Source organism: Pseudomonas piscis, from assembly GCF_009380155.1.
GTDB classification, from domain to species: Bacteria; Pseudomonadota; Gammaproteobacteria; order Pseudomonadales; family Pseudomonadaceae; genus Aquipseudomonas; species Aquipseudomonas piscis.
The window spans coordinates 1-14012 of record NZ_WHUV01000010.1 but is presented as its reverse complement, the minus strand read 5'-3'; the positions used below and the strand labels follow the sequence as shown (position 1 = coordinate 14012).

At 65.9% G+C, this 14012-nt stretch carries 11 protein-coding genes; 3 read left to right on the top strand and 8 right to left on the bottom strand.

The genetic code is table 11. From position 1 onward, the window contains the following. Positions 1-7 precede the first annotated feature (7 nt). The 7 genes from GDH07_RS31770 to GDH07_RS31740 all read right to left on the bottom strand — a co-directional run bounded on the left by GDH07_RS31770 (position 8) and on the right by GDH07_RS31740 (position 5470). Positions 8-481, bottom strand: coding sequence for a hypothetical protein (locus GDH07_RS31770; RefSeq protein WP_022639847.1), 474 nt, complete (start codon positions 479-481; stop codon positions 8-10). Between the two features lie 77 nt (positions 482-558). Continuing rightward, a complete protein-coding gene (locus GDH07_RS31765; protein WP_053138856.1) occupies positions 559-1464 on the bottom strand; it encodes an alpha/beta fold hydrolase in 906 nt (301 codons plus the stop codon). Positions 1465-1523: 59 nt separating this feature from the next. Further along, a complete protein-coding gene (locus GDH07_RS31760; protein ID WP_053138859.1) occupies positions 1524-1976 on the bottom strand; it encodes a hypothetical protein in 453 nt (150 codons plus the stop codon). Between the two features lie 32 nt (positions 1977-2008). Beyond that, positions 2009-2395 (bottom strand): hypothetical protein, encoded by a 387-nt coding sequence (locus GDH07_RS31755; RefSeq protein WP_068582625.1) that lies wholly within the window; start codon positions 2393-2395, stop codon positions 2009-2011. Between the two features lie 121 nt (positions 2396-2516). Beyond that, the gene (locus GDH07_RS31750) at positions 2517-2885 is read right to left on the bottom strand and encodes a VOC family protein (RefSeq protein ID WP_152899839.1); all 369 of its coding nucleotides are present in this window, start codon (positions 2883-2885) and stop codon (positions 2517-2519) included. A 52-nt stretch (positions 2886-2937) separates the two neighbouring features. Continuing rightward, positions 2938-4764 carry a glycoside hydrolase family 15 protein gene (locus GDH07_RS31745; RefSeq protein WP_152899838.1) on the bottom strand — a complete coding sequence of 609 codons (1827 nt, stop codon included), beginning with the start codon at positions 4762-4764 and terminating at the stop codon, positions 2938-2940. A gap of 118 nt (positions 4765-4882) precedes the next feature. Then, positions 4883-5470, bottom strand: coding sequence for a TetR/AcrR family transcriptional regulator (locus GDH07_RS31740; protein ID WP_152899837.1), 588 nt, complete (start codon positions 5468-5470; stop codon positions 4883-4885). A 125-nt stretch (positions 5471-5595) separates the two neighbouring features. On the opposite strand from GDH07_RS31740, the gene GDH07_RS31735 reads away from it, so the two are divergent. Both GDH07_RS31735 and GDH07_RS31730 read left to right on the top strand, forming a co-directional pair. Then, positions 5596-6768, top strand: coding sequence for an MFS transporter (locus GDH07_RS31735; protein WP_022639841.1), 1173 nt, complete (start codon positions 5596-5598; stop codon positions 6766-6768). 153 nt (positions 6769-6921) lie between these two features. Continuing rightward, positions 6922-7662, top strand: a complete 741-nt coding sequence (locus GDH07_RS31730) for a thioesterase II family protein (protein WP_031320210.1) — start codon at positions 6922-6924, stop codon at positions 7660-7662. Positions 7663-7706: 44 nt separating this feature from the next. Here the strand turns inward: GDH07_RS31730 and GDH07_RS31725 are convergent, their stop codons facing one another. Next, entirely contained in the window at positions 7707-8672 is a 966-nt protein-coding gene (locus tag GDH07_RS31725; protein ID WP_152899836.1) for a siderophore-interacting protein, read from the bottom strand. 210 nt (positions 8673-8882) lie between these two features. Between GDH07_RS31725 and GDH07_RS31720 the strand changes: the two genes are divergently transcribed. Next, a partial coding sequence (locus GDH07_RS31720) for a non-ribosomal peptide synthetase (protein ID WP_152899835.1) occupies positions 8883-14012 on the top strand: 5130 nt, incomplete at its 3' end.

Below are 14012 nucleotides of genomic sequence, written 5' to 3'. Positions count from 1 at the left end.
AATCCTTTTACGAAAGAGAGCGAGAGGTAAGGCGGTCGTGGCGGTACAGCCAGGCCAAAGGTGGTAGCAGTACCAGCAGGGCGAAGCTGTCGATCCACAGATGGGACGACATGCCCACCTGCCAGGACAGCCACATGTCCTGGGGCGCCCAGAGGACGATCCCGGCCATCAGCCAGGCCCAGGCCGCCGGCGCGCGCAGGCGATCGCCCAGGTACACCAGAGCCAGCAGGTACAGGGCGTAGCTTTGCAGGGTGGCGCCGAACAGGCCCAGCCACCAGACCTGCTGGGCCCGGGCCGGCGCCGGGGCGGCGGCGCCCCAGAAGGCTTGTTCGATAGTGGCCAGGTAGTCGTTGAACAGCGCCTGGTGGCCGGCCCAGGTCAGCAGTAGGCCGGCGAGCAAGTGGCCGGCGCCGGCGGCGTACAGCCAGAGCACCAGGCCCCGGCGCAGGCCAGGGCGTGAAGAAGAGGCGGCGGATAACATTCCATGTCCTGTGGGGGGATCGAGGCCGCGCAGTGTACCGATTTTTCCCCCGCCATGGCGTGCGCCAGTCGCGCTCTTCAAGCGTCTTGCAGCAGCTCCAGCAGGGCCTCGAGGGTGGCTTGCGGCGCCTCCTGGGGCACGTTGTGGCCGACCCCGGGCAAGATCCGCCGTTCATAACCGCGGGTGAACTGCGGGCCGTCGGGGTCCGGCACCAGTGGCGCGCCGACGCCATCGTCGGCGCCGCACAGGGCGATGGTCGGCACCTGGATCGGCGGCTGGGCCAGCAGTGCCTGCTCGATGGGTTCCAGCGCCGGATCGCCCGGGGCGTAGCCGAAGCGATGACGATAGGAGTGGATCACCACCTCGACGAAATCCGGGTTGTCCAAGGACGGCGCGCTCAACCCATAGAGCCCGGGCCCTTGTTGCCAGGTCGGCGACCACAGGCGCCACAGCAGCTCGCAGAATTCCCGGCGGTTGGCGCGCAGGCCGTCCACCCCGCGCTGGGTATTGAAGTAGTACTGGTACCAGAGCCGCAGCTCGGTTTCCGGAGCCCGGGGCTCACAGGCCTTGGCGATGTCCTGGATGTTGTAGCCGTCGGCGCTCATCAGGCCGCGCACCCGGTGCGGCCAGAGTGCCGCGACGATGCACGCTGCGCGTCCGCCCCAGTCGTAGCCGGCCAGGGTGGCCGTGGGCAGTTGCAGGGCATCCATCAGCTCCAGCAGGTCCTGGGCCAGTGCCGCCTGTTGCCCGGAGCGCATGATCCCCGGGTGGGTGAAGCGCGTCGGCCCATAGCCGCGCAAGTACGGCACGATCACTCGATAACCGCGTTCGGCCAGGGGCGGGGCGATCTCGTCGTAGGCCCGTGGATCGTAGGGAAAACCGTGCAGCAGGATCACCGGCTCGCCCCCACGCGGGCCGTGTTCCTCGTAGGCGATATGCAGGCTGGCAGTGGTGGCGTGATGCAGGGCGGCTGGGCTGGGCATGGCGACTCCGGAGTTCGGTGGCTCGCAACACCCTAGCGTAAAAATGGCTTGCAGGTGATCTACAGCGATTCGTACTGGCCCTCATCGTCCACGTAGAACACTTCGCTGAGGTACCAGCGCTGGTCACGGAAGATCAGCTGGTAGTGGTAATCGGCGGCAAACCCCGTACCGGGCGTGATCGCCCGGGTTTTCACCAGCGCGCGATCACCGGTACGGCTGCTCGAGAGAACTTGCTCATAGCCCGTGCCGTGGCTGGCCGGGGAGGTGAAGGCAATCGGCTGGCCCTGGAAGCCCGGCAGGCAGAACTTGGCCAGCAACCGGGCGTACTCCTGCTGCGCCAGGTCGAGCGATTGCAGGGGCGCGTCCACCGGCTGGCGTGCGCTGGCGTTGTCGCTCCACTGCTGATAGTCGGCAATGAACTGGCGCACCAGAGCTTCGGGGGAGTCGCTGAACGAGGCGCACAGGGCGACGTTGCTGAACAGCAGGGCAAACAGGGCGACCAGTGTTTTCATCGGGGTGGTGTCACTCGTGGTGGTTTCGTGGCTCAGGCTTCATGCAGACCGTCGGCGTCGCGCCAGTAGAGCGTGGATTCGTACTGGAACGAGAGGATGAACAGCGCCTCGCTGTTCTGGGCAATGCTGTCCAGCAGTCGTCGCAGGTCATCCAGGGCGCTGTGGCCCTCGGGTTCGGGGCCCTTGATGCGCAAGTAGCAGCGCAGGCCGACGGCGAAGTCGCAGCCTTTGCGGTCTTCGGCGCGGATTTCGGGCTCCAGGTTCGAATCCTCGTTGTCAAGGCTCAGCCCTGATGGGAAGGTCGCCTGCAGGCCTCCGGACGCTGGGGCCATTTCGGCTCCCGCAAGACCCTCCAGCAGACGGCCGAGCAGCGCCGTGGTCAGGCGTTTGTCGGCTTCAAGGTGCAACTCCAGGCTCATGAGGGGGCCCCAGGGGAAAGTCGAGGGGCGGATTCTAGCGCGGTGTCGCTCGCCGCACCGGCTTCACTTGCAGGTCGGTGCTGTGGACACGCTGCTTGAAAGAGGTGCGCCATTTTTCACCTCAGGCCAAGGGCGCCGGCTGGCGCAGGCCGATGCAGTTGCCCCAGGGATCCTGCACCTGGCAGATCCACTCGCCACCTTCGATGGCCATGGGGCCGCGATACAAGCGGCCGCCCAGGGCCTCCAGGCGCTGCAGCTCGCCGGGCAGATCGGCGACGCGCCAGTACACCACGCTGCCCGCCGGGCCCTGGCCGACCTTGGCGTCGCTGGGGACGATTTCCAGCGCCAGCTCGCCCAGTTGCAGGTGCCCGAAATCGTCGGGCTCATGCCGCACCCGGCGGGCCAGGGGAAACGCCTGGGCGTACCAGTCGGTGGCGGCGCGCCAGTCGGCGGCATGGATCATCACGGCGATGATCGGTGAGTCGGGCATGGGCACATCCATTGGGCCGGGGGAGGAGGGTGCCTGTGCTCACAGGCGGCGCTCAAGGTTGCCAGACCTCCTTGTCGCCGCTCAAGCGCCGATCGAGGAAGCAGGCCGCGCTGATCAGCGCCAGGTGGGTCAGGGCCTGGGGCGTATTGCCCAAGTGGCGGCCGTGGGGGTCGAACTCCTCGGCGTACAGGCCCAGGGGGTTGGCATAACGCAGCAATTGCTCGAACTCCAGGTGCGCCTGCTCCAGGCGCCCGGCCCGGGCCAGGCATTCGACGTACCAGAACGAGCAGGCGGCGAACGCGCCCTCGGTACCGTCCAGGCCGTCGATCCGGCTGTCGTCGTTGCGGTAGCGGTAGACCATGCCGTCGCGCACCAGGCTGTTCTCGATGGCTTCCAGGGTGGACAGCCAGCGTGGATCACGGGCACCGACGAAACGCACCAGCGGCATCAACAACATCGAGCCGTCCAGGGCGGTGCTGCCGATGTGCTGGACGAAGTGCCCGCGCTCTTCGTTCCAGAACTGGCTCCAGATGTCGTCGTAGATGGCCTGGCGGGCCTGGTCCCAGCGGGCGAAGGGCGCTGGCAGCGAGCGCTTGGAGGCCAGGCGGATGGCCCGGTCCACCGCCACCCAGCACATCAGCCGCGAATGCAGGAAGTGATGCTGCTCGCCGCGCATCTCCCAGATTCCCACATCCTTGTGCTGCCAGCCGGCGCACACCCGGTCCACCACCTGCACCGTGTGTTTCCAACCCTCGTGGGAGATCCCTTCGCCGTACTTGTTCACCAGGTACACCGCATCCAGCAGCTCGCCGAAGATGTCCAGCTGCACTTGTTCGTAGGCCTGGTTGCCGATGCGCACCGGCTGTGCGCCGCCGTGGCCGGACAGGTGCGCAAGCTGCACTTCCGGCAGCTCCTGGCGCCCGTCGATGCCATACAGGACGTTGAGTTTCGTCGGCTTGCCATGGCAGTCGCTGACCCGCCCGCGCAGCCAGCGCATGTAGGCGTTGGCTTCCTCGACGTAGCCCAGGCGCATGAAGGCGTAGACGGTGAACGAAGCATCGCGCACCCAGGTGTAGCGATAGTCCCAGTTGCGTATCCCGCCCGGGCTTTCCGGCAGGCCGAAGGTCGCCGCGGCGAGAATCGCGCCATGACGCCTGGAGGTCAGCAGCTTGAGCGCCAGGGCCGAGCGATTGACCATCTCGCGCCAGCGCCCGCGGTAGTTGGAGCGCCCGATCCAATCGCGCCAGAACCTCAGGGTGCGGCTCAGGTGCAGGTCGCCGGCGCCGCACTGCACCCGCGGATCGTCGCTGCCGCCGAGGATGAATTCGGCGCTCTGGCCTTGTTCCAGCACGAATTCGGCCACGGCCGCGTCCTGTTCCAGTTGCAGCGGCCGGTCGCCCATCAGGCGCAGGCCGGGCTGGCCAGGGGCCTGGAAGCACACCGCGGCGCCGTCCATCCGTGCCTGGGTGGTGGCCCTGGCGTAATCCAGCCGTGGCGCGCAGTGCAAGTGCAGCCTGGCCTGGCCGCTGACCACCCGGACCCGGCGGATCAGCAGCGGCAGTAGCTCGACGTCTTCATCGATAGCCAGCAGGTCGGTGACTTCCACCACCGCCTCGTTGCCCAGCCAGCGGGTCTGCAGGACGTTGCTGTCGGGCAGGTAGATCTGCTGGCGGCGGGCATTGGCCAGCGCTGGCGCCAGCTGGAAGATCCCGGCGCTGGGGCTGTCCAGCAGGGCGCAGAAGATCGTCGGGCTGTCGAATTCCGGCCAGCAGAAGAAGTCGATGCTGCCCTGGTCGTCCACCAGGGCGGCGCTGCGCATGTCGCCGATGATGCCGTGGGCGTCGATGGGACGCTGGGTCGCAGGATGCTGCTCAGCCATGGCCGCAAGACTCCGGGTTCAGGCCCATGCCACAGGCGATGAGCGGGGCGAAGGTCAGGCCAGGCGAGGACGCCCGGCTTCTGTTGAGCTGACCTGCGCAGCGTCTCGGGAGTTCATTTCAGGGTTTGGCGCGCAATCCCCGCAGCAGCAGTTCCAGGCCCAGCAGCGCTTGTTCCAGGCGTTGTCCGGGCGCTGCGTCGGCGGCGATCCACAGCGCGGTGTCCACCAGGCTGCCATTGACCAGGCGGGCCAGGGCCTGGCTTGGCGCGGGGCTGATGATCCCGGCCTCGGCCAGGGTTTGCAGGCGCCGGCCCAGGGAGTCGATGCAGTGTTCCTGGTCCGGCAGGCGTTCGCCGAGCACGGCCCGGGCGTCTTGCAGGACGATGCGCCGGATTTCCGGCTCCTGGGCCATCTCCAGGTAGGCCCGGCAGCGCCGGGTAAAACCTTCCCAGGGATCGCCGGCCTGGTCGCTGACTCGGTCCAGGCGGGCGTCCATCTCGCTGTCGATCTGCTCCACCACTGCGGCCAGCAGGCCTTGCTTGTCACCGAAGTGGTGATACAAGGCACCTCGGGTCAGCCCGGCTTCGGCGGTCAGGTCGTCCATGGAAGTCTTGGCGTAGCCCAGGCGGGCAAAGGCCAGGCGGGCACTGGCAATCAGCTTGGCGCGGGTGGCTTCGATCATTTCGGCGCGCGGGCGGCTGCTCATGAAAACAATTCTCCAACACATGATGGATTGACATACGCGGCGTATGTTTTCATGCTTTTTAACATACGCGGCGTATGTGTAGCTACTGCAAAGCCGCCCTGAGGACCCCCAAGGAGTCGTTGTACATGGCAAACCCCTACCGCGAGTTGTTCAAGGCCCCCGGCAGCCGGGCGTTCGTGCTGGCCGGCATGATCGCGCGGATGCCGATCTCCATGACCGGCATCGGCCTGATCACCATGCTGGCGCAATTGCACGGCGGCTACGCCCTGGCCGGTTCGGTGGCGGCTACCTTCGCCCTGGCCACGGCGTTCTGTGCGCCCCAGGTCTCGCGCCTGGTGGATCGCTTCGGCCAGGGTCGGGTCCTGCCTTTGGCGGCCGGGCTGGGCGGCGGCGCCTTGCTGGCGCTGTTGCTGTGCACCCGCTTGCAGGCGCCGCACTGGGCACTGTTCCTTTGCGCCGCCCTGGCCGGCTGCATGCCCAGCATGTCGGCCATGGTCCGGGCCCGCTGGACCGAGCTGTACCGGGGCCAGCCGCAGTTGCAGACCGCCTACGCCCTGGAGTCGGTGCTGGACGAGGTGTGCTTCATCGTCGGCCCGCCGATCTCGGTCGGTCTCAGCGTCGGCCTGTTTCCCGAGGCCGGACCGCTGGTGGCGCTGCTGATGCTGGCGCTGGGGGTAGCGCTGTTCGTGGTGCAGAAGTCCACCGAGCCGCCGGTCCATCCCCATGACGAACAGCATTCGGGCTCGATCATCCGTTCGGCGCAGATCCGCCTGCTGTTGCTGCTGATGACCGCCATGGGCGTCATCGTCGGCGTGGTGGATGTGGTCAGCGTGGCCTTCGCCCAGCAACAGGGCCAGCCGGCGGCGGCGAGCATCGTGCTGTCGATGTACGCCACCGGTTCGTGCCTGGCGGGGATCGCCTTCGGTGCCTTGAAATTGGCCACGCCGCTGCCCCGGCTGTTCATGTACAGCGGTATCGCCACTGCGGTGACCACCTTGCCGCTGCTGCTGGCCGGCAACATCCTCGGCTTGTCGCTGGCGGTGTTCGTCGCCGGGTTGTTCTTCTCCCCGACCCTGATCGTCGCCATGGCCCTGGTGGAGCGCATCGTGCCGCCGGCCAAGCTGACCGAGGGCCTGACCTGGCTGGTCACCGGCCTGGGGGTGGGCGTGGCCCTGGGGGCCGCCGGTGCCGGCGGCCTGGTGGACCAGTTCGGCGCCCGCAGCGGCTTCTGGCTGGCCCTGGCTGGCGGTGCGGTGGTGCTGGTGGCGGCCTTGCAGAGCTATCGCAGCCTGCGCTGAAACGACGAAGGGACTAATTTGTCCACGCTGCGCCGCGTTGTTTCTCTGGAGCCCCTGCAAAGAGCGCCAGCCACGGGAGCCAGCGTTCCCCGGCCTTGGCTGGCGCGGCAGTCTTGCAGGGGCTGCCGACCGATCATCTGCCGAGGGAAAACCGTGACCCAGTTGAACCTGCTATGCCTGCCGTACTCTGGAGCCAGCGCCATGGTCTACAGCCGCTGGCGGCGCAAGCTGCCGGAGTGGCTGCAGCTGTCGCCGGTGGAATTGCCCGGGCGTGGTGCCCGCTACGCCGAACCCCTGCACACCGACATGCGCGAGCTGGCCAGGCAGCTGGCCGGAGAAATCCAGGCTACGTTGCGGCCACCCTATGCCTTGTTCGGCCATAGCCTGGGAGCCCTGCTGGCCTGCGAGCTGGCCCATGCCCTGCGGGCCCTGGGTTGCCCGGAGCCGGTGGCGCTGTTCGCCTCGGGAACCGCGGCGCCGACCTTGCGCACCGAATACGACCGCGGTTTTGCCGAGCCCAAGACCGATGCACAACTGATCGAGCAACTGCGCACCCTCAACGGCACCAGCGAAGAAGTGTTGGCCAACCAGGAGCTGATGAGCCTGACGTTGCCGATCCTGCGGGCCGACTTCCTGTTGTGCGGGCGCTTCCGGCCTGTGCAGCGCCCGTTGCTCAATTGCCCGGTGCACGTGCTGGGCGGCAAGGCCGATCGCGCCACCACCGAACAGTTGATCGGCTGGAGCAAGGAGACCCATGGCGGGTTCTCGGTGGACATGCTCGCCGGCGGGCATTTCTTCATCCACGAACACGAAGCCAAGGTGCTGAGCCTGGTCAAGGGACATCTGGATGTGCACCGGCGCCGTCACCTGGCCCCCGTCGCGCTGTCCTTGTAGCCCTGTTGCCGGCTGTGCAGGGTGCGCAGCCGGTAGAGCAGGGTTCAGCCCAGGGACGTGCCCATGCGCCAATAGCCCATCAAGGTCAGGTTGCGCCGCTCCTGGCCGCGCTCATTGATCAGGTGGCGGCGGATGCTCATCACCGTGGCCGATTCTCCGGCCACCCAGGCATAGAACTGGTTGTCCGCCGGCGCTGCGGTTTCCCAGGGCCGCTCTTCATCGTCCCGCCCGGCCTTGACCGGTCGCCTTCCGGCGCTGGGTGGCGGTAGTTCGGCCAGCTCTCGGGCGGCGTGGATCAGGGGTTCGCCATGGCGGGCGTCGAGCATGTCGCGGGGCAGCCAGCTCAGCCGGGTCAGCGGATGACAATGCAGGTCGATGCAGTCGCTCTCGTGGGGCACCTCGATGAACACCTGCACATCCGGGTAGTCCGGATACTCCTTGAGCTCATCGAGAATCCCGGCGATGGCCGGCAGGGCGGTTTCGTCGCCCATCAGCAGCACCTTGCGGATGCCCGCCGGCGGTTGCCATTCATAACCGCCGGGGTCGCCGCTGAAGGCCTTGTTCGGCACCACCATCTGCAAGCGGTCGCCAGGTTGCGCGCAGGTCGCCCAGCTCGAGGCCGGCCCGTTGACCCCGTGCAACACGAAGTCCACGTCCAGTTCCGCCGGCTGCAGGCGCAGCTCGCGGATGGTGTAGGTGCGCATCGGCGGTTGCTGCTCGCTCGGCAGCTTGCGCCGCGCGGCATGCCAGTCGCCCTCCACCGGCAACTGCGGCAGGCTGCCATCGGCGGCGGGAAACAGCAGCTTGATGCGTTGGTCCGGGGCCAGGGTGCGGGCCTGGGCGATGTCCTCGCCGCTGAATACCAGGCGTACCAGGGAGGGGCTGAGGTCGATGCGCTGCTTGAGTTCGACGTTGATCACCCGGTAACCCTTGGGTTTTGGCCGGTCGATACCGGTCAGTTTGCGCAAGCCTTGGGCGAGGATGTCGGTCAGCGATTGGGCGGAGGACATGGGCATTACCTGCTGCTGGAAGGATTGAAGAAGAAACGAAGGATTACTGGGTGGATTTACCGCCACCGCTGTCCCTCCAGTGGCCCGTAGAGGCATGCGCATTGGTCGTTTGGGCGGTGCGCGGGGTTAATTTTCCCGGGGCTTCATCCGTTCCGTAGGGATGACTGGGCTAGTGCCCGATACCCAACAAGTAAGTACGGATGACTCCCGATGAATGCAGAAGACTCCTTGAAGCTCGCCCGTAGATTCATTGAACTGCCGCTGGAAAAGCGTCGGCTGTTCTTGAAGGCGCTGGACAAGGAAGGTGTCGACTTCTCTCTGCTGCCTATTCCTGCGGAGGTCGCTGTACCTGGCCGCCAGGCGCTGTCCTATGCGCAGCAGCGCATGTGGTTCCTTTGGCAGCTCGATCCGCAGAGTGCCGCTTACAACCTGCCGAACGCTGTCCGCCTGCGAGGACCTTTGGATCGCGGGCTGCTGGCCCGGGCCTTCGATTGGTTGCTGGCTCGCCACGAGAGTCTGCGCACGGTGTTTCGTCTGGAAGAAGACGAGCCTCGGCAAGTCATCCTGGAGGCCCGGGTGGCTATCGACCACCAGGATCTGTGTGGGCTCGCTCCCGAACAGCGCGAGGCTGAAGTACAGCTGCGGGCCGATGCCGAGGCTCGCCGGCCTTTCGATCTGCAGCAAGGGCCGTTGCTACGGGTTTGTGTGTTGGAGTTGGGGGAGCAGGAGCATGTCATGCTCCTGACCTTGCACCACATCGTTGCTGATGGTTGGTCGATGGGGGTGCTGATCGAGGAATTCCTGCGCGCCTACGATGCCTTGGTCGAGGGAGAGCCCCTTGATGTCCAGGCCTTGCCGATCCAGTACCGCGACTATGCCTTGTGGCAGCGCAGCTGGCTGGAGGCGGGAGAGCAGGAGCGGCAGTTGGAGTACTGGCGGGCGAAGCTTGGGGACGAGCATCCGGTTCTGCAGCTGCCAACCGATCATCCGCGCCAGGCCCATTCCAGTCGTCAGGGGCGGCGCCTGGACCTCGACCTGGACCCTTCCCTGGCCCAGCAGTTGGGTGTCTTGGCCCGCAAGCAGGGAGTGACGCTGTTTGCCGTATTGCTGACTGGGTTCAAGCTGCTGCTGTCTCGCTACAGCGGTCAGCAGGATATCCGTGTCGGTGTGCCGATCGCCAACCGCACGCGCCAGGAAGCCGAAGGCTTGATCGGCTTTTTCGTCAATACCCAGGTGTTGCGTACGGAGTTGAGCCCGCAGTTGACGGTAGAGCAACTGCTGGCCGATATCCGCGAGACCACCCTGGGCGCGCAGGCTCATCAGGAGTTGCCTTTCGAACGCCTGGTGGAGGCGTTGCAGCTGGAGCGCAGCCTGAGCCACAGCCCCTTGTTCCAAGTGCTTTACAACCATCAGCCGCAGGTTACCGAGCTGGCCACCTTGCGCAGCCGTTCGGGGCTGGAGGTGCAGGCACTGCCGCGTAACGAGCGAACCGTACAGTTCGACCTGACGCTGGATACCTTCGAGCGCGGTGGTCGCCTGCAAGCGGCTTTCACCTACGACTGCCAGCTCTTCGAGCAGTCGACCATCGAGCGCATGGCGGGGCATTGGCAGAACCTGCTGTGGGCGATGGTGCGCGAGCCGCACTCGGTGATTGCCGAGCTGACGCTACTCGATGCCGGCCAGGTCCGCGAAACCCTGGATCGGGGCGCCGGAACGGTCCAGTCATTCAGCGCCGATTCGGTGCTCGACCTGTTCAGTGAGCAGGTTCGTTTGCAGCCCGATGCGCCGGCCCTGGTATTCGGTGAGCGCGCATTGACCTACCGCGAGCTGGAACAGCAAGCCGATCGACTGGCCGTGGCTCTCCTGGCGCGTGGAGTGGGGCCGGAGGTGCCGGTGGGCATCGCCGTGGAGCGCTCGCTGGAAATGGTGGTCGGTTTGCTGGCGGTACTCAAGGCCGGTGGTGCCTATGTGCCGCTGGACCCGCAATATCCCGAACAGCGCCTGGGCCATATGCTCGAGGACAGTGGCGTGCGTCTGTTGTTGAGCGAGTCCCGGGTCCAGGATCGTTTGCCCATGGCAAGCCAGGTCAGTGTCCTGTTGCTGGACCGCCCGGATAGCTGGGCCCCGATTGTTGGTCATTCGGTCACGCTACCGCGGGTCGAGGCGGCGAACCTGGCGTACTCGATCTACACCTCAGGTTCCACTGGCACGGCCAAGGGCGTCAGCATTTCCCATGGGGCCCTGGCCAACTACGTGCAGGCGATCATCCAGCGCCTGCCCCTGGGGGCTGCGCGCAATATGGCGGTGGTCTCGACCATTGCCGCTGACCTGGGGCATACCACGTTGTTCGGCGCCCTGTGCTCCGGTAGTTGCCTGCATATCATCGATCTGGATACCGGCTTGGATGCCGAGGCCTTTTCGGCCTATCTGCATGTGCGGCAGATCGATGTGTTGAAGATCGTCCCTTCGCATCTGCTGGCGCTGATGGGGTGCGAGCAGCCGGCGCGTTCCTTGCCAAGACAGTGCCTGGTACTGGGAGGGGAGGCTTGCCCCGCCGGGTTGGTCGCGAGAATCAAGGCATTGGCACCAGAATGCGCGGTGTTCAACCATTACGGGCCGACGGAAACCACGGTGGGCGCCCTGACCATGGCCGCTGACGTGGTGGATGATGCGCGAGCCGTGGTGCCCCTGGGATTGCCCCTGGCCAACGTGCGTGCCCATGTACTGGATGCATCGTTACAACCGGTGGCCGCCGGCACTCCTGCCGAGCTCTACCTGGGCGGGGCTGGACTGGCGCGTGGCTATCATCGCCGGGCGGCACTGACTGCCGAGCGCTTTGTCCCTGACCCCTTCAGCGATGGCCAGCGCCTGTACCGGACCGGGGATCTGGCGCGTTACCTGGACGATGGCATGCTCGATTACCTGGGGCGAATCGACCATCAGGTGAAGATTCGTGGTTACCGTATCGAGCTGGGTGAGATCACCACTGCCCTCAAGCAACTGCCCGGGGTCGAGGATGCGGTGGCGCAGGTGGTACGGCCGGCCGATGAGCCGCAAGTGGCGGCCTATGTCGTACTGGTCGGGGGGCTGGTGGCGGAGGAAGCCTGGCAGGAGATTCGCCGGCAACTGGCCACAACGTTGCCGGACTACATGGTGCCCATGCATTTCGTGGCGCTGGAGCACATGCCGCTGACTCCGAACGGCAAGCTGGATACGCGGGCATTGCCTGCGTTGCAACAGCAGGTATCGGTTGAGGTCCATGTGGCGCCGGTCAGCGAACTGCAACAGCGGATTGCGTCGATCTGGCAAGAGGTACTCAAGGTCGAGCGCGTAGGCCTGGGTGACAACTTCTTTGCCCTGGGCGGCCATTCATTGCTGGCGACCCAGATTATCTCTCGCGTGCGGCGGCTGTTGTCGGCTGATGTGCCCTTGCGCGTGCTGTTCGAGACGGCGCGCCTGGACGAGTTCGTCGAGCAGGTGCAGAACTGTGCCGCCGCTAGCCTGCCGGCCATCGAGGCCGTGCAGCGTGGGGTGCCGCTGCCGGTGTCCCATGCCCAGCAGCGGCAGTGGTTATTCTGGCAGATGCACCCGCACAGCACTGCTTATCACACGCCGATCATCGTGCGGCTCCAGGGGGTATTGGACCCGGAGGCACTGCGGCAGACCTTCCAGGTCCTGGTACAGCGCCATGAAGCCTTCCGCACCACTTTTACCCAGAACCAGGACTCCCTGTGCCAGGTCGTACACCCTCAAGGCGAAATTGCCCTGGCTTGGGAGAGTCTTGCCCCGGGCCTGTCCCACGAGGCGATCCGGGCTCGCGCCCTGGCAGAGACCCAGGAGTTGTTCGATCTGGAGCGCGGGCCGCTGTGTCGGGCCCGCGTCCTGCAGATTGCGGAGCAGGACTGCCTGTTGGTGGTGACGCTGCACCACATCATTTCCGATGGTGCATCCATGAGTGTGCTGGCGCGGGAATTCGTTGCGCTCTACCGCGGCTTCGTCCAGGGACATGTTGCGCAGTTCGATGAGTTGAGCGTGCAGTACGCTGACTATGCCAGCTGGCATCGAGCCTGGCTCGAGCAAGGAGAACAGCAGCGCCAGCTGGACTACTGGCGTGAGCAACTGGGGTTGGAACACCCGGTGCTGGAGCTGCCGGTGGATCACCCGCGCCAGGCGCTGGTCACCCATCGGCAGGAGCGTTTGGGGTTGCGTTTGCCGGTGGATCTGGAGCAAGGGCTGCGCCGCTTGGCCCAGGCCCACGACATGACGCTGTTCCAGCTGTTCCTCGGGTCCTTCGCGCTCTTGCTCCATCGCTACTCGGATCAACCGGATATCCGCATCGGGGTTCCGGTGAGCAATCGACGCCACCAGGAAATGGAAGGCGTGATGGGTTTCTTCGTCAATACCCTGGTCATGCGCGTCGACCTGGCGCCGAGCCTGGTCGTAGGGCAGTTGCTGCGTCAGGTGAAGGCGACCGCGCTGGCCGCCCAAGCCCACCAGGACCTGCCATTCGATCGCCTGGTGGATGCCCTCAAGCCGCAGCGCGCGCTGGACCAGAACCCGCTGTTCCAGGTGATGTACAACCATTTGAGCATCGCCGGAGAAAGTACCGATGGCACCAGCCTGCCAGGGCTTGTGGCGCAAGAAATGGTCCTGCAGGGCGGCACGGCGCAATTCGACCTGACCCTGGAGACCCTGGAGACTGACGCCGGGATCAATGCATCGTTCATCTACGCCGGCGAGCTGTTTGAGGTTTCGACTATCGCGCGCCTTGCCGATCATTGGCGAAACCTGCTGCAGGGCATGCTCGAGCCGCAGCAAGCGATCGGCGAGCTGCTGATGCTGAACCAGGACGAGCAGCGGCGCATCCGCGAGGAGTGGGACCACACCGATGTGGTCTACCCGACTCACCGCTTTGTCCATCAACTGTTCGCCGACCAGGCGGCCAAGGCTCCGGATGCGCCAGCGGTGTTCTTCGCCGAGCAACGCCTGAGCTACCGCGAGCTGGATACGCAAGCCAACCAACTGGCGCACAAGCTGATCGAGCTGGGAGTGGGCCCGGAGGTGCGGGTGGCCATCGCCATGCCGCGCTGCGCGGAGATCATGGTGGCCTTCCTGGCGGTGCTCAAGGCCGGTGGGGTCTATGTGCCGCTGGACATCGAATACCCCCAGGACCGCCTGCGCTACATGATGCAGGACAGCGGCGCGTGGCTGCTGCTGACCCAGGATCACCTGCTGGAGCGCTTGCCGATCCCGGATGGTTTGCCGACCCTCAGCGTCGAAGGCGCGGCCGATTTCGCCGGTTATCCGGCGAGCGCCCCGCAAGTGGATCTGGCCGAGGAG